This is a genomic window from Legionella sp., assembly GCF_049790535.1.
In the GTDB taxonomy this organism is placed as follows: domain Bacteria; phylum Pseudomonadota; class Gammaproteobacteria; order Legionellales; family Legionellaceae; genus Legionella.
The window spans coordinates 21241-36793 of sequence record NZ_JBAQZB010000154.1; the positions used below are offsets into that span (position 1 = coordinate 21241).

Consider the following 15553-nt stretch of genomic DNA (forward strand, 5'->3'; position numbering starts at 1 on the left):
ATGCTTAGTTTGTAATCATTCAGGTTATGTTGCTACTCACTTATGAATGGTTACTTTAATTTAAGTTGTATTATTAATTATTATGGAGATGGCTTTGTTTCATCGTGAACTAAAACATTCTTTGTCAAAGCAAAGAAAATCGATCAAAAATTTAACACGAATAGTAAGTGCCAGTCATTTTCTGGCTGAAGACAAGCGACAGGCATTAGTGAAAAAGATGCGTGATCTGAGTCATTTAGAAACATCCCGCTATGAAAGTTTATGTCATACTCTTATTGAAAATTTGATTCTTTCTTGTCAAAATTTACCAGAGACGGCTAACAGTTATTACTCGCAACCGGGTGGACTCGTTGATCATGCATTGAATCGTACTGAAGCAGCTTTGAGCTTATTTCAGGAATTCATGGTGCAAGAGCAACCTGATTCGTTCTCGGAAGAGCAAAAGCTTTGGCAGTATGCATTGTTTTCAGCAGCAATTTTACAAGGTATAGGCAAAATATTTGTTGATTACCGGGTGAACCTGTTTGATGTAAATGGTCATTTCTTAAAAGAATGGAATCCTTTGTTAGAAAGCATGGGCAACATAGGCCAATATTATTTTTATGAATTTCAAAAAGAACCTGAAATTGAATTTCGTCGGCGTATCAATTTATTGCTTGCTAAGACATTAATGCCAGCAAGTGGTTTTGCTTGGATTGCTTCACACGGTGAAGTTTTATCTGTTTGGTTGGCTTTACTAAATGAAGATGAGCGTTCCGCAGGTACTTTAGGTGCGCTTTTAATCCGCGCCGATGCACTTGCCATCCAGCGATATTTCACAGAGTTTCTGCATCGACATACCGCAAATTATCCAGGTGGACGTTATGGTCAAATAGGTACATTTAACGTGGGAGCAGAAACTTTATTGGAAAAAGAGCAGGTCGTGGGACTAGAGTTCATTCAATGGATGATTAAATCTTTGGATGAGGGGCGCATTATGATTAATAAAGCTCCTTTATTTATGGTTCCTAATGGCATGTTGATGTGTCAGGAAATGTTTCAGTTATTCGTGCGTGAGCACTCTGAATACAAGAATTGGCAAGCAGTACGCAATGGCTTTTTGGCTTTAAACTTACATGGACGTGGTGTTGAGAACGCTACGAGTCATTTTGAACACATAAATAATCAGCAGATGCAAAGCGGAGTTGTGTTGTCCAAGTATGCTATTGCTTTACCAGAAACTGTTAAAGTACAGCATCTTTCGGGTAAAATAGAATCTATGTCAACTATTGAGTTGATTAATAAAGCAGCTTATCTTACGCAGTTTACCGCGAAAAATTCCGTAGTGATGGCACCGTTACAGAAATTAAACGCAGCAGGACATTGGTTAACTGTCGAGCAGGATAGCAAAGCGCCAAGACCAGGAACCAAAAACAGTGTCTGATTATGCGATTGGCGATGTCCAAGGATGTTATGAACCATTACAAAGGTTGTTAGCATTAATTGATTTTGACGACACTGTGGATCGGTTATGGTTTGTAGGTGATTTGGTTAATCGTGGCCCTCAATCGCTTGCTGTGTTACGTTTTGTAAGCTCCTTATCCATTACCCCCAGGGTGACTTTAGGTAATCATGATTTGCATTTATTGGGTTCATTATTTGGTTATAACCCTTGGAAGGGTTATGATGATACTATCCAAGATATAATACAGGCACCTGATGGTGAATTCTTAGGTCATTGGTTAAGAAAACAATCTATTTTGTATTATTCCTCTGAATTAAATGTAGTGATGTCCCACGCAGGTATTGCTCCTGTATGGGATTTACCCCAGGCAATACAGTTAGCGAAAGAATTTGAAGCAGTGCTTTCGGGGGATGATTTTCGCTATTTTCTGTCGCATATGTATGGCAACAAACCCGATATTTGGTCTGATGAGTTAAGGGGTATGGAGCGATTGCGCCTGATTACTAATTATTTTACTCGTATGCGTTTTTGTGATGCACAAGGAACACTGGATTTAAGTTATAAAGGGACAGTTGCTGCTGCCCCAAAAACTCTTTATCCTTGGTATGCGGTGCCTCAGCGTAAAAATATTGAAGTAGATATCGTTTTTGGGCATTGGGCTGCCTTAATGGGCGCCTGTCCTAATCCTAGAATTTATGCCATTGATACAGGATGTTTATGGGGTGGTCAATTAACGGCGCTACGTTTACAGGATAAGCAGCGATTTGCCGTATGGAACAAAGCCTAATGAATAAGCTAATAAAACGTCTTTCGTTGTTGTTGGGCAGTTTACTGGCTTTTCATGTTTGGGGAACAACGATAACTGATGAGGAACAGGTAAAACGAGCGGAAGAGCGTTTGCAAAAAGCGATTACTAACCCTGAATTTATGCTCAATAATTGGATAGATCTGCCTTCTTCACCTGCAGCACGCAAAAAAAATGTTCATCGCTTGGAGCTACGAGAAGCAATTTTATTGGCTTTACGCTATAACCCAAACATCCAAAATGCAGAACTGGATCGTGTGGTACAACGTTATCAATTGCGTCTGGCTAATAATGAGTTTGAAGTGCAATATGCTTTGGGTGCATCCGGAGTGTTACAAAAAAGCAGATTTAACGGCATTGGCACCAACACAACACATACTTTATTGGCGAGTCCCGAATTTGATTTACGTACGAAATTAGGAACTCGGGCAAGCCTTAACATTGATAATAATGTATCAGAAAATAACAACTTTAATCCGGTATTAAATTTTTCGCTTACCCAACCTTTATTAAGAGGTTTTGGCAAGAATGTGAATGAAGCGGCCTTATTAGATGCTGTTGATAATGAATGGTTAAATAAATTAGGTTTGCGTCAATCTATTTCTGATCAAATCACTCAAGTGATCATGGCGTATAGAACATTAATCTTAAGTGCTAATAATTTACAAAACCAGCGTTTGCAATTAAAAGAAGCCAAAAAATCTTATAAAATTAATGAGAAAAAAATAGCGGCAGGCCAATTAGAACCTACGGGTAATATTCAGCAGTCTTATCAAATTGAGTCACTCAGCTTGATGGTAGAGCAATACGAAAATGATTTTCAAACTGCTACCCAAGAATTGTTGCAAACCATAGGTCTTGATCCGGACACCCATTTATCAGTACCCAGTAATGTAAGTATGAAAGAGAGTGTTGTACCTGATTTACAGCAAACAATTGAACAAGCTTTACAGCATAATACTCTCTATCTTGCACAAAAAATGGCTTTGCGTGCGGATGAGCGTGCTTATAAGATTGCCAAAAATCAACAATTATGGCAAGTAGACTTAGGTGTTAATGTGCAAAGCGGTACGGTAAATGATGTAGTAGGAGTTACCAATAGTTTTCGCGGAATTTATAATGGTAATAATTTGACCGAAGCCGCACGTCTGACACTAACCATTCCTTTACATGATGTGAGTCGGCGGAGTCAATTAATTAACGCCAAGATCCGTTTGGAAAAAGACCGTTTAAATCTAGTAGCAACGAAAAGAGCATTAATTACCAATATTACTAATACAATTAATAACATACGAAGTTTGGCCAAACGATATCAATTAGCGGAAAAACAGTTAAAGCTAGCAGAACAATCTTATGCCTTGGAAAAGAAAAAACTACAGGCTGGCATAGCCAGTGCGTTGGATGTGAATAATACTCAGAATCAGCTGATTCAAGCACAATCAGGACTAATCAGTGCAAAAATTACATATCTTAATCAGATATCTGGTTTACAAAGGACTTTGGGAACCACATTGGATTACTGGAAAATTAATTTAAGGTATAGCGGATGAATAAGTATTTAAAAAACAGGTGGACAATTATCGTCTTGCTATTCATTGGTATGATCTTATCTGCATGCAACAGTCATGAGCAGCAAAAAATTGTTAAGTTGCACCACTACGAAGTCAAATCTCAGATTCTGCATAAAAATTTACATTTTACGGGAACAATTCAGCCTTTACACGAAAATACTTTAACCAGTTCCTTGGAGGCAGTGGTTGAAAGAATGCATTTTCATTATGGTCAGTTTGTTAAAAAAGGCGATGTCATTTTAACTTTGAGTTCGCATGAACTCCAAAAACAATTTAATGATACTTTGACTGATTATTTAAAAGCTAAAGACAGTTATACTATAGCCAAAACTAAATTTTCTGGAACAGAAGAATTGTGGGCTGCAGGATTATTATCTAAAAATAATTATTTAAGTGAAAAATCCAATATGAATACGGTACGTGTTACCTTAATGCAATCTACACGTAAGCTTATGGAAATGTTGGAAAAAGTCGATGAGAAAAATTCACAAAATATGTCTTCTTTAAGTTTGGCAGATTTTGACCAAATAAGATCCATATTAGCTTCAAAGCATAATTTAATTCAATTAAAGTCACCTGGAGATGGTGTATTACTTTATCCACCTAAGGCAGGTGAAGATAAAACAGCTCGTATTACGGTCGGTTCCTCGGTTAAATCAGGACAAGTGATCGCTTTAATTGGTGATTTGTCAGGGATTAGTATTGAAATAGAAGTACCAGAAATTGATATTTCACAGATTAAGACGGGAATGAATGCCAGTATTAGTGGCATTGCGTTTGGGAAACATCCTTTAAAAGGGAAATTGATCGCGGTGAATGCACAAGCTTCTAATACGAGTAGTGGGTTGCCATTTTTTACGGCAGTAGTCGAAGTGAAATCCTTAACTCCAAAACAGCAACGTTGGATCAAAGTTGGTATGAGTGCGGATATAGAATTAAGCATCAATAGTGGTAAGCAATTATTAATTCCTATTGCAGCAATTAAGCGAGAAAATGGACAAAGTGCAGTTTATGTGGAAAATGCAATTGGGAAGCTAGAAAAACGTATTATCACAACGGGGGCAGCACAAGTTGACTCAGTGGTGGTGAAAAGCGGTTTGCAAGTAGGTGATGTGGTCGTTTATGAATGATATGCTGTTGCATGATACCGTTGACCCTCAAAATACCCATCCTCTGATGACACTTATCGATTTGGTAAAAATCTATCATCTTGAAGGCATTAGTACCACTGTATTAAAAAATGTATCATTCAAGGTTCATATGGGAGATTTACTCGCTATTGTTGGTGCCTCTGGCTCAGGTAAATCTACTTTAATGAATATTATCGGTTTATTAGATACAGCCGATGCAGGAACTTATTTGTTAAATGATCATAATGTGGCTGCCTTAACTGACGATGAGTCTGCACTTTTACGCAATCAAAATATTGGTTTTGTTTTCCAGCAATTTAATTTATTACCACGCTTTACTGCCCTACAAAATGTAGCCTTACCTTTGCTATATCGGGGTAGTGGTGCGGCGGAAATTAATGAACGAGCCCATGCAGTCTTAGGGCATGTCGGTATGGAGCGTTATGTCCAGCATCGCCCCTCCCAATTATCAGGTGGCCAACAGCAACGTGTAGCCATTGCTCGTGCCTTAGTAACGGATCCGCAGGTGATTTTAGCTGATGAACCGACGGGGGCGCTGGATTCACATACAGGCAATGAGGTGATGAATTTATTTTTAAACTTACATGCTCAAGGGCGTACTATCATTATGGTAACTCATGATAGCCATATTGCCTCATTATGTAAGCGTCGGATTACCCTTGCTGATGGTGCAGTAATTGCAGAGAGTTCGCAATGAATTTTGCCAGACTCTGTCAGGAGGCTTTAATTAATTTAACTGCAGCAAAACTACGTTCGTTTTTAGCGGTTTTGGGTATCTTGGTAGGTACTGCTGCCGTGGTTGCGTTAATCAGTTGTGGGCAGTTGGCTACTGAAAAAGCGTTGCAACAATTTAAAGCGTTAGGAACCGATTTACTCGCTGTTGCTGTTTATCAGAAAACACCAAGTAAATCGCCAAGTAACAATGATTCTTTATCAATTGAGCAATGGCTACAAATACCGGAGAGTATACCCTACATTGTCAATCTTGCCCCTTACAGTACTGCATACCAACCGTTGAGTTTTCAAGGAAAACAAATGCAAGGTGCTATTATTGGTGCTGATGAGCATTTGGCAAAGATTGTGAACATTAAATTGGCTCAGGGACATTTTGTTTCTTTTGTTGATTTTTTTGAGCATTATTGTGTGATTGGTGATAATTTAGCACAACAAATTAAACAAATTAGTTTTGATGATCCCATCGGGAAACAGGTTCGCATTGGACAATCTTTATATACTATTATCGGTGTGGCAAAACACTGGAAGGAAAATGGTTTTTTTAATGAAGATGTGAATCAAGCGGTGATTATTCCTCTTGCCGGTATGAGTTTAATCAGTAAGGATGCCAAAATAAATAATGCGGTTTTGCAATTAAACCCTGATAGTCCTATCGATAAAATCATCGAGGAGATAAAACAATATATCTTCTCAGTTTCTCCAAAACTCAGTGTTTTTCCGCGCAGTGCCAAGCAAATTATCGCCAGTATGGAGAGTCAGGGACATACTTTTACTTTATTATTGGGAGTGATTGGTGGTATTTCACTTCTGGTGGGTGGTATTGGCGTGATGAACGTAATGCTGGTTTCTGTTAGTGAACGCAAGAAAGAAATTGGCATTCGTAAAGCAGTAGGTGCCAGAAATAATGACATTCAAACTTTATTTTTGGTTGAATCAGTAATGCTCTCTTTGGTTGGGGGTGTATTTGGTGTTATTTTAGGGTTAATTTTTACGTGGATAGTTGCTTACTTCAGTACCTGGAATTTTACTGTCTATATTCTTCCACCACTAGCTGGCTTTCTGGTATCTGCCGCTACTGGCATCTTCTTTGGTTTTTATCCTGCACGACGCGCAGCAAAATTGGCACCAGTTGTTTCTTTACGTAGTGAGTAATTCCAGCTGAATTTAATTATTGGGCTGCTGCTCCACATGTATTGGTGTAATTTTCTTGAGGTTGTTTGGTCTTCGTATTTATTTTAGTGTTAAAAAAACAATGTTCATTTATTGTAGATGAAAAATGTTTTTTCAATTTTATTTCTGCTTTTGCATTTATATAAGTTCCATCCCCGTTAAAAAATTCTTTATACTGTGTGGCGAATATCTCCGCATTTTTTATGTTCATAAAACGATGTTTAGATAATCCAGTTTGATTTATTATATTTTCAAATTGCGGATTAGTTTCGTTATAGATTTCCTTGTTTGAAAAAGTATTACTTTTAAAGTTCCAGGATATCACTTCATTTTTAAATAATAAAATTTCTCCACCATAAGCAGGTTTTTGGTCACAAATTTTTTTTAGTCGTTCTTGAATCTCTGGGATAAATTGTGAAAGGTGGCGCGGTAGGTAGCTTTTAAAATACATTGCCATCCCTGAATGATTGCTTCCCTCAGGTTGAAAAGCGCGTAAAACATAAATTTTATCGTCTGGAGTTTCGTAAGTTATGTAAGCGTAAAGTCCATGCAGTATATTTTGTTGCTCAACTGATGAAAAATTAACTTGAAGATAAGAGAGTCTTGATCCATCTGCTGTAGCAATAAAATGTTCGGCATTCTTGGTCATAAGTGGTTAATCTCCGTACAAATAGAAGTCAGTATAGTAAAAATAGTAAACATTTATCTAAAAAGCAAAATTATCTCCATGTTTAATTGTTAATCAAACCTAAATTATGAAGTCTAATTTGACAAAAGTTTATAAATTATTTTTCGTTTCGTCTAAATGGTCTATCTTATAAAATACATTTAAGTTATAAATTTAAACGAGTTATAAATCAAGGGGAAGAGTGATGAAAAAGTGGGTGTTGGCGGTATTAACAAATATTATTTTAATGCACTCAGTTGTTTTTGCACAACAAAACTGGAATCAATGGGTTAGTGATGTGCATGCTGAGGCTATGCGGCAGGGGATCTCTCCTGAAGTTTTTGACAGTGCTTTTGCTAATATTCATGAACCAAGCCACCAAATTAAAGGGCTGTTACGTTCTCAGCCTGAACATCGTTTAACATTTATCAAATATCGCAATACGCGGGTGGATAATTACCGAATTGCTATGGGACGTAAGGAATTTAAAAAAAATCAGGCTGTATTAGAAGATGTAGCAAAAAAATATGGTGTTAATCCTTGTTTTATCGTTTCCTTTTGGGGAATGGAAACAAGTTATGGCACTTATATGGGGAATTTCCCGGTAATTAAGGCGTTGGCGACTCTTGCTTATGACTCTAATCGTAAAGAGTTTTTCCGTAAAGAATTATTTATTGCTCTGCGTATTCTAAATGAAGGTCATGTCAGTTTACCTGATTTCAAAGGCGAATGGGCAGGTGCTTCTGGACAGCCACAATTTTTGCCTTCCAGTTGGGTAAAATATGCTGTTGACTATGATGGCGATGGTCGACGTGATATTTGGCGGAGCAAACCTGATGTTTTTGCTTCCATTGCCAATTATATGAAACAAAATGGTTGGCAAACAGGACAACCTTGGGCGATTCAAGTCAAATTACCAAAGAATTTTGACATGACTATGGAGGGTAAGAACATTGTAAAATCTGTTAGCGAATGGAATGCATTGGGTGTGCGTACTGACAAGGGGCAGCCACTTCCTTATCAAAACATGCAGGCTAGTATTGTTCAACCTTTGGGAGGTCCAACTTTTATGACATTCCCCAATTATAAAATGATTTTACATTATAATAACTCTATCTATTATGCGGGTGCAGTAGGGTATTTAGCGGATAAAATTTGCCAAGGAGAATTAAGGGCATAGTATGAACAATTATCTTGACAAAACAGCCAGCTTAACTCCGCTTGCAAAAAGAGTAATTTGTGATAAAGCCACGGAATGTCCCTATACTGGAAGCTACAATCATGTGATGAGCAAAGGCACTTACTTATGCAGACGCTGTGGATTGGCACTGTTTCGTGGTTCAAGTCAATTCGGTTCTGGTTGCGGTTGGCCCAGTTTTGATGAGGATATTAGAATTCATTCGCAACTTGCTGCTGTGAAGCAGGTTGCAGATAGTGACGGCAGACGGATGGAAATTCTTTGTGTACGCTGTGATGCTCATTTAGGCCATCTCTTTACAGGCGAATATTTTACCCTCAACAATTTACGCTATTGTGTTAATTCAGCATCCATTGATTTTGTTGAGGATAGTCAGGTTTTAGACACGGAAGAAGCAATTATGGCAGGTGGATGTTTTTGGGGTGTGGATTATTTTTTAAAGAAAATTCCTGGGGTGCTTCGGGTCGAGGTAGGCTATACTGGTGGATCGGTGCTAGAGCCTGATTACGAACAGGTTTGTCAGGGGAAGACGGGTCATTATGAGGCAGTACGTGTTCTTTATGATAAAAATATAACTAATTATCATCAGGTTTTAAAGCGTTTTTTTGAGATTCATGATCCAACTCAAAAGACGGGGCAAGGTCCTGATCTGGGACGACAGTACCAGAGCGCAGTGTTTTATTATAATCAGAAGCAGTTAAAGGAAGTGGAAACATTAATCCAAATGTTGCGCAAGCAGGGTTATTCAGTAGTAACACAGTTGCTTCCTGTGCAAATTTTTTGGCCCGCAGAAGACTATCATCAGGATTATTATAACAAGCATCAGAAGTTACCTTATTGTCATCAACCCGTGAAGCGATTTGGCTAGGAGCTATTATAACTTCTTGACAACTTCACGATGTTGTCAACTGCACTTTCAGCGCATATATTTTTCGTATACTCTCATGAAAGACTAATTAATTTTAGAGGGAGTGAACCGTGAAATTCAGTGAATTAAAAAAATCCTCAAATCACAGTGCAAAATTGAAGACTTATTTAGTTTAACCAAGATACAGGACATTCAGAATGATGGCTGTGATCTCAAGCCTGAAATGATGGTTCCCATTAAGAAAATAATTAAGGAATTTTGGGATTGGGCTATTTATAATTTATCTTATGACAATGGCAAAATGGCAGCGAAGTGGCACCATATCTTGCTTTACAAGAATCATTGGTCAATGCGGGTCTTTTCATCACCCTCTTTTATACTATGTATTGAACAGGCGTTATGAGTGTTTTGGTGGAAATCAACTGAAAATGACAGCAACTTATGTTGTTAATTACTACCAGTAGTCGTATGTTAGGTTATGCTGAGACAACTCATCTTCAGTATTATCCGTTTTCTCCATTGAGTGAAAAAATAAGGGCAAATAGGCCGCAGGAAAAAGAAAAATTAGAAAACATAATCGGGTTGTTAAGAACAATTTTTTATTTAATCTATCAATATTGTACAGTGGAGCAATTAGAAAAGGATTTTGTTACATCGAATAATCAGTCTTACAAAGCTATTCAAGATTTTTCTAACACAATCACGAGACAAATGCATACATTAACAAAAAGAGAAGCCATTTTAGTGCACAGAGCACATTATTTATTTTGTCTTAATCAGTATATAAAATAACGTCAAGAGGAGCCGTGCAATAAATACACTCCATTATCATTTTCAAAAAAGACAAAACAGGAAGCTGCAGAAAAAAACAAACAATTATTCGTGGTGAATCCATTAGTTTTGGATTTTTCCCCAGGATAGCGTTAAACCAAGGACGTTTAAAAAATTAGTTAAGTCCTTTGAAAATGTATCAGTATTTGTATGTTCAACAGACATGTAAGGTACAGCAGGACTGTACTGTTATAGTCTTGTCAAGATATTAATCTTCCTTATATTTTTTATCCGCTTCTTCTGCTTTGCGTTGATTTTCCTGCAATTGATACTCGTTAAGCTGTTGTTGCCAAAACGCTGCGGCATGAGTTGAGAGCTGATTGAACTTTCGTAGCAACAACCCTAAATGCGATGCCAACATGGGTAATTTAGTCGGTCCAAACACAATCAGCGCGACAATGAGAATCAGCAAAAGCTCCATACTCATAAATGATTCTTATCGTTTTTAGAGCTAGTGTTTATCTGCTCATTATTTAATGCTTTACGGAAATTTTTAATCGCCTCTCCCAAGTCCGTACCTATAGTTTTTAATTTGGAGGTACCAAAAAGAGCGATAATAATTATCAGAATTAATAATAAAGAAAGAGGGCTAATACCACTAAGTCCCATGCTAGTTCCTCGCGTTACGGTTAATAAATACAAATAATCCAGCACCAATGAAGCCGGCTAGAGCAATGACTGAGAGCTGTTTATGATTGATAAGCTGCAAATAATCAAGCATACCTATAAAAAGAAAGGACAGGCTGGCACCAATGGCTACACTGTTCCAGTTTAGACCTGATGATTCTTGTTCCTGTTTTGCCGCTGCCAGTTCTTTAGCGGCTAATAATTGCTCTTTTTTAAGTTCAAGAAAATCAAAAATCAGCCGTGGCATATGCGGTAGTTGTTCAGCAAAAAAAGGCATATTTTGTTTTAATTGACTAAAAAAAGCTTTTGGACCAATTTGATCTTTTACCCATTGCTCAAGGAAAGGTTTCGCTGTAGCCCATAAATCTAGTTCTGGATAAAGTTGGCGTCCCAAGCCCTCTATTGCCAATAACGTTTTTTGTAATAAAACTAATTGTGGTTGCACTGTCATGTGAAAACGTCGAGCTACTTGAAAGAGACGTAACACGACTTGGGCAAAAGAGATGTCTTTTAATGGTTTTTCAAATATGGGTTCGCAGACCATACGAATCGCGCTTTCAAATTCTTCAATACGGGTATCGCGTGCAACCCAACCTGATTCTACATGCAACTGCGCAACACGGCGATAATCGCGATTAAAAAAAGCAAGTAGGTTTTCTGCCAAATAACGCTTGTCATTGTCATTCAAGGTACCCATAATACCAAAATCAATGCAAATATATTGTGGATCTTTGGGATGTTTATAGGAAACAAATATATTTCCTGGATGCATGTCGGCATGAAAAAAACAATCGCGAAAAACCTGCGTGAAAAAGATTTCCACACCGCGTTCCGCCAGTTTTTTTACGTCGATACCATGGGCATGTAGAGTACTTAAATCAGCAACAGCGATACCATGAATACGCTCCATAACCATTACATTATAGTGAGTGTAATCCCAATAGATCTCAGGGATGTAGAGAATGGGGGAATTTTCAAAATTGCGACGTAATTGCGCTGCATTAGCTGCTTCTCTTTGTAAATCAAGCTCATCAAGTAAGGTATGCTCAAATTCTCTTACTATTTCTCTAGGTTTTAAACGTCTGCTTTCAGGCCAATAGCGATCAGCCCATTTTGCAAGGGTATGCATAATGTTTAAGTCATTCTCAATCACACGTTGCATGTTGGGTCTAAGTACTTTGATAATAACGTCTTCACCTGTTTTTAACGTTGCTGCATGAACTTGCGCCATAGAGGCTGATGCTAAAGCTACGGGATCAAATTCGGCAAAGACTTCATAAGGTGATAAGCCATAGGCCTGGGTGATAATCGCTGTTGCTTGCTCACTAGAAAATGGGGGTACTTTATCTTGAAGCTTACTTAATTCCTGGGCTATGTCAGGTGGTAAAATATCAGGGCGGGTAGAAAGAGCCTGACCGAATTTAATGAAAATAGGTCCTAATTCTTCCAGTGATTTACGCAGTGCCTCGCCATGACTTAAATGTTCTTTACGAAACCAGTTCCAAGGATTTAAATAGACTATAAACCGTAATGGTGCAAAAAGTCTTAGTGATACGACCACATTATCTAGCCCATTTTTAGCCAGAATATAATTGATGTGGAGAATACGAATGAGTTGTTTAATTGATTTCATGGCGACTTATTAAATAATTCACATGGGCTTGTAAGCGTTCAACGCATAATGATAGTTCGTCGATCTCAGCAAAAAAATCTTCTAATTCATTTTTTGTTGGGGCGACACGTAATTCTTCCTGAAGGTATTCTGACATATTTTGACGCATGGACGCATCAAAACGTTTTTTTAAGCTCATTCCTTTACGGACAAAAGAGCCAATCTGATGAGCAACGACATCGCCAGTAAAATGGGCTAAATGTCCTTCCCAATCAATATCCATTTCATCAAACAGTTTTTTAACTTGTTGTCCTAATTCAGTGTCGCCGGACATACGGATTTTATCATTAAATAATGAACGGGCTTTTGACGCAGGCAGAAGACCTAAGCGTATTAAGCCAATTGGAGTACTGTGAATAACAGTATCGACAGGTGCATCATAGTTCTCAAGTAAGTGTATTTGACCTTCTTTAAAATGGATAAAAAAGTGAACATTTAATGGTGCAATAACCATTTCGAGCGTTTTATTTTCAAGTGCCAAAAGTTTGGTTGGCATCTGTTCGTCTAAGTGTAAGGCCTTATTAATGGCTTTTTGTAGGGCTTTGAGAGAATATTTTTTTAACATAATCGACTCAATACTTGTAAGCGATGTGCAAAGCAACGATGCCACCACTTAGATTATGATAGCGACAATCTTCAAATCCGGCATCTTCAATCATTTTCTTTAATGTATTTTGATCTGGGTGCATGCGTATGGATTCGGCAAGGTATTGATAACTGGCTTCATCTTGCGCAAAAAATGCGCCCATTTTAGGTAAAATAGTAAACGAATACCAATCATAAATTAGTTTTAAGCCAGGAATCGTTGGGGTAGAGAATTCCAGAATTAGCAATTTGCCTCCAGGTTTACAGACACGGTACATGGAACGTAAAGCCTCGTCTTTATCGGTAACATTACGCAGACCAAAACCCATGGTAATGCAATGAAAACTATTGTCGGTAAACGGTAAATATTGAGCATTTCCTTGAACAAAATTAATGTTCTTATAAATGCCTACATCAAGTAAACTATTGCGTCCAACATTAAGCATAGCGGAATTGATGTCGGCCAAAACAACGAACCCTGAGTCGCCCACTTTTTTTGCTAATAATCGAGTGAGATCACCGCTGCCACCAGCTAAATCAAGAACTGATTGTCCTGATTGCACCTGGCTCAATTCAATAGCATAGCGTTTCCATAAATGATGAATACCAAGCGACAGGAGATCATTCATGACATCATAGTTTTTCGCTACGGAATGAAAAACTTCAGCGACTTTTTTTTCTTTCTCATCCCAGGCCACTGAAGCATAGCCAAAATGAGTAGTTTTCTCTTGCTCAGTCATAAATCAGGTTGATTTTCTTATTAAATACTTCATACTAACCGATCTTTGATAAGATACCCAGTTAAATTCGTAACTTCTTCAACATATTGTAATAAAAGCGATACCTACGTCTCATGAAACGTAAGTAACTTAATAGTGCCACAACGTATTAAAAAGTTACTTAAATACCTCATAAATTTGCTAAAGTATTCAAATAGTAATGCTCATCTGGAGGCAAATTATTCTTCTGAGAACGCCATAAACATTCTGCCAGTTGATCCATCATTAAATGTTCGACGGTCAAGAGGTCGCCATATTTTTTAACAAGCTTTTTATAAACTATATTAATTCCCACAGGACGGTCTGTGGCCACTTGTTCTCTAATCGCAAGATGTAGTCCCATGTGCAAAAATGGATTGGTTGCACCCAATTCAGGAAAATAAGTCTGGTGTTGAAACTGATTATGATTTTCCAATATATTATGGTACTCAGGGTGAGCCAATATGACTTGTACAATCTCGTTTTCCAGTGGCAATAATGGTTTATTCTGCTGGTATTTATCCCAGCTGTTAAAGAACAATCCGCGTGTTTCCTCAATAGTATCACCGTAAAACATGATGGCTCAATAGTATAAAAAGGTTAAGTGTAACTGAATAGAATAAGAACAACAATGATGAGTAGCTTCTAGGGGAGTGGCTAATCAATTTTTTTAGACATTGTTGTTTAAATTTGATTTATGCAACAATACCATTTATCTATAATACCTAAAAAATGTCTGATTATAGTATGTTTTAAATGTTATAAATAAACGCTTGGATTTAAATTACTTGTTGGTGCAGTAGGAGCAATAATTTCAAAGGAGTATGATTGTGATTAGTAGATTAAACAAAATATGGATGGCTCATAAATGGGGGTTACTAATAATCCTTTCAGCAGGTGGCACACAGTTGGCTGGATGCAGTGGGTGTAAATCGTCTGGGTTACCATCCTCCGTACCGCTCACGACGCTAGGTGGACAGTGTATACTGGGTGCTGATATTAGATGCACCTGTTCAGGTGGCGGCATTCTTTCAAGCTGCAGCAATGCGTCTCAAACCATCATCCAGGGCACTATCGCCCCCGGGCTTGCTGCTCCCTGTCCCGCTACATTTAACTGCAATGACTTTGCTAATTGCAGCACCGGTTTTCCCTGATTTTTTAAAGGAACTTATCAATGGTATTTATTGAAAGTATATGATGTTGGTAGTAAATAAGTTGACACCAACCAAATGCTTATGAGATATTCTCCCTGCGAGGTTGGACTTGCTATGTGTCATTCCACTGGGTCAATTGGCGACACACTGATTGGCCCTTTCTATGTTTTATATTCACTTCCCACATAATTTTAAAAACTCAGGTTGCCTTGCTATTTGGCTGTTAAAATAAGCAGAGCACAGAACGTAAAATTTAAGATTAAGATCGCAATTATAACGTTGCAACTTGGTCGTTGTAGAGTATAAAATGCCTCGGT

General features: G+C 37.8%; 17 protein-coding genes. 10 read left to right on the forward strand and 7 right to left on the reverse strand.

Features of this window, described 5'->3' with window-relative positions; translation table 11 throughout:
* The first annotated feature begins 94 nt into the window (after positions 1-94).
* Genes WA877_RS10530 through WA877_RS10555 form a run of 6 tightly spaced genes read left to right on the forward strand, consistent with a single transcriptional unit; the run spans position 95 to position 6858 of the window.
* Positions 95-1423, forward strand: coding sequence for a conjugal transfer nickase/helicase domain-containing protein (locus tag WA877_RS10530; RefSeq protein WP_425170872.1), 1329 nt, complete (start codon positions 95-97; stop codon positions 1421-1423).
* Positions 1416-2231: a symmetrical bis(5'-nucleosyl)-tetraphosphatase gene (locus WA877_RS10535; RefSeq protein WP_425170873.1), complete on the forward strand. Its 816-nt coding sequence runs from the start codon at positions 1416-1418 to the stop codon at positions 2229-2231. The genes WA877_RS10530 and WA877_RS10535 overlap by 8 nt, the downstream gene beginning before the upstream one ends.
* Positions 2231-3799, forward strand: a complete 1569-nt coding sequence (locus tag WA877_RS10540) for a TolC family protein (protein WP_425170874.1) — start codon at positions 2231-2233, stop codon at positions 3797-3799. Before WA877_RS10535 ends, WA877_RS10540 begins: the two co-directional genes overlap by 1 nt.
* A gap of 50 nt (positions 3800-3849) precedes the next feature.
* Positions 3850-4950, forward strand: coding sequence for an efflux RND transporter periplasmic adaptor subunit (locus WA877_RS10545; RefSeq protein ID WP_425170944.1), 1101 nt, complete (start codon positions 3850-3852; stop codon positions 4948-4950).
* Positions 4943-5668, forward strand: a complete 726-nt coding sequence (locus WA877_RS10550; protein WP_425170875.1) for an ABC transporter ATP-binding protein — start codon at positions 4943-4945, stop codon at positions 5666-5668. The genes WA877_RS10545 and WA877_RS10550 overlap by 8 nt, the downstream gene beginning before the upstream one ends.
* Positions 5665-6858, forward strand: coding sequence for an ABC transporter permease (locus tag WA877_RS10555; protein WP_425170876.1), 1194 nt, complete (start codon positions 5665-5667; stop codon positions 6856-6858). The genes WA877_RS10550 and WA877_RS10555 overlap by 4 nt, the downstream gene beginning before the upstream one ends.
* Before the next feature lie 16 nt (positions 6859-6874).
* Here WA877_RS10555 and WA877_RS10560 read toward each other — a convergent pair whose 3' ends face one another.
* Positions 6875-7525: a hypothetical protein gene (locus tag WA877_RS10560; protein ID WP_425170877.1), complete on the reverse strand. Its 651-nt coding sequence runs from the start codon at positions 7523-7525 to the stop codon at positions 6875-6877.
* A 223-nt stretch (positions 7526-7748) separates the two neighbouring features.
* On the opposite strand from WA877_RS10560, the gene WA877_RS10565 reads away from it, so the two are divergent.
* From WA877_RS10565 to WA877_RS10575, 3 genes are all read left to right on the forward strand, one after another.
* The gene (locus tag WA877_RS10565) at positions 7749-8723 is read left to right on the forward strand and encodes a lytic murein transglycosylase (protein ID WP_425170878.1); all 975 of its coding nucleotides are present in this window, start codon (positions 7749-7751) and stop codon (positions 8721-8723) included.
* Position 8724: 1 nt separating this feature from the next.
* A complete protein-coding gene (locus tag WA877_RS10570; protein WP_425170879.1) occupies positions 8725-9609 on the forward strand; it encodes a bifunctional methionine sulfoxide reductase B/A protein in 885 nt (294 codons plus the stop codon).
* 441 nt (positions 9610-10050) lie between these two features.
* Positions 10051-10401, forward strand: a complete 351-nt coding sequence (locus tag WA877_RS10575; RefSeq protein WP_425170880.1) for a hypothetical protein — start codon at positions 10051-10053, stop codon at positions 10399-10401.
* A gap of 247 nt (positions 10402-10648) precedes the next feature.
* Here WA877_RS10575 and WA877_RS10580 read toward each other — a convergent pair whose 3' ends face one another.
* The 6 genes from WA877_RS10580 to WA877_RS10605 form a co-directional block, all read right to left on the reverse strand.
* On the reverse strand, positions 10649-10867 hold the full coding sequence (locus WA877_RS10580; RefSeq protein ID WP_425170881.1) for a Sec-independent protein translocase subunit TatA/TatB: 219 nt from the start codon (positions 10865-10867) through the stop codon (positions 10649-10651).
* Positions 10864-11049: a twin-arginine translocase TatA/TatE family subunit gene (gene tatA / locus WA877_RS10585; RefSeq protein WP_425170882.1), complete on the reverse strand. Its 186-nt coding sequence runs from the start codon at positions 11047-11049 to the stop codon at positions 10864-10866. Before tatA ends, WA877_RS10580 begins: the two co-directional genes overlap by 4 nt.
* A 1-nt stretch (position 11050) precedes the next feature.
* Positions 11051-12700, reverse strand: coding sequence for a ubiquinone biosynthesis regulatory protein kinase UbiB (gene ubiB, locus WA877_RS10590; RefSeq protein WP_425170883.1), 1650 nt, complete (start codon positions 12698-12700; stop codon positions 11051-11053).
* Positions 12687-13304 (reverse strand): ubiquinone biosynthesis accessory factor UbiJ, encoded by a 618-nt coding sequence (locus WA877_RS10595; protein ID WP_425170884.1) that lies wholly within the window; start codon positions 13302-13304, stop codon positions 12687-12689. The genes ubiB and WA877_RS10595 overlap by 14 nt, the downstream gene beginning before the upstream one ends.
* A 7-nt stretch (positions 13305-13311) precedes the next feature.
* A complete protein-coding gene (gene ubiE, locus WA877_RS10600) occupies positions 13312-14064 on the reverse strand; it encodes a bifunctional demethylmenaquinone methyltransferase/2-methoxy-6-polyprenyl-1,4-benzoquinol methylase UbiE (protein ID WP_425170885.1) in 753 nt (250 codons plus the stop codon).
* A 169-nt stretch (positions 14065-14233) separates the two neighbouring features.
* Positions 14234-14659, reverse strand: coding sequence for a DUF1841 family protein (locus WA877_RS10605; RefSeq protein ID WP_425170886.1), 426 nt, complete (start codon positions 14657-14659; stop codon positions 14234-14236).
* A 253-nt stretch (positions 14660-14912) separates the two neighbouring features.
* On the opposite strand from WA877_RS10605, the gene WA877_RS10610 reads away from it, so the two are divergent.
* Positions 14913-15236, forward strand: coding sequence for a hypothetical protein (locus WA877_RS10610; protein WP_425170887.1), 324 nt, complete (start codon positions 14913-14915; stop codon positions 15234-15236).
* Positions 15237-15553: the final 317 nt, after the last annotated feature.

Bases quoted from the DNA above. Each gene is read 5' to 3' on its own strand.
- WA877_RS10570 (WP_425170879.1), top strand. From the start codon at position 8,725: ATGAACAATTATCTTGACAAAACAGCCAGCTTAACTCCGCTTGCAAAA.
- WA877_RS10560 (WP_425170877.1), bottom strand. From the start codon at position 7,525: ATGACCAAGAATGCCGAACATTTTATTGCTACAGCAGATGGATCAAGA.
- WA877_RS10540 (WP_425170874.1), top strand. From the start codon at position 2,231: ATGAATAAGCTAATAAAACGTCTTTCGTTGTTGTTGGGCAGTTTACTG.
- tatA (WP_425170882.1), bottom strand. From the start codon at position 11,049: ATGGGACTTAGTGGTATTAGCCCTCTTTCTTTATTATTAATTCTGATA.
- WA877_RS10555 (WP_425170876.1), top strand. From the start codon at position 5,665: ATGAATTTTGCCAGACTCTGTCAGGAGGCTTTAATTAATTTAACTGCA.
- WA877_RS10550 (WP_425170875.1), top strand. From the start codon at position 4,943: ATGAATGATATGCTGTTGCATGATACCGTTGACCCTCAAAATACCCAT.
- WA877_RS10545 (WP_425170944.1), top strand. From the start codon at position 3,850: ATGATCTTATCTGCATGCAACAGTCATGAGCAGCAAAAAATTGTTAAG.
- WA877_RS10575 (WP_425170880.1), top strand. From the start codon at position 10,051: ATGTTGTTAATTACTACCAGTAGTCGTATGTTAGGTTATGCTGAGACA.
- ubiE (WP_425170885.1), bottom strand. From the start codon at position 14,064: ATGACTGAGCAAGAGAAAACTACTCATTTTGGCTATGCTTCAGTGGCC.
- WA877_RS10580 (WP_425170881.1), bottom strand. From the start codon at position 10,867: ATGAGTATGGAGCTTTTGCTGATTCTCATTGTCGCGCTGATTGTGTTT.
- ubiB (WP_425170883.1), bottom strand. From the start codon at position 12,700: ATGAAATCAATTAAACAACTCATTCGTATTCTCCACATCAATTATATT.
- WA877_RS10605 (WP_425170886.1), bottom strand. From the start codon at position 14,659: ATGTTTTACGGTGATACTATTGAGGAAACACGCGGATTGTTCTTTAAC.
- WA877_RS10565 (WP_425170878.1), top strand. From the start codon at position 7,749: ATGAAAAAGTGGGTGTTGGCGGTATTAACAAATATTATTTTAATGCAC.
- WA877_RS10595 (WP_425170884.1), bottom strand. From the start codon at position 13,304: ATGTTAAAAAAATATTCTCTCAAAGCCCTACAAAAAGCCATTAATAAG.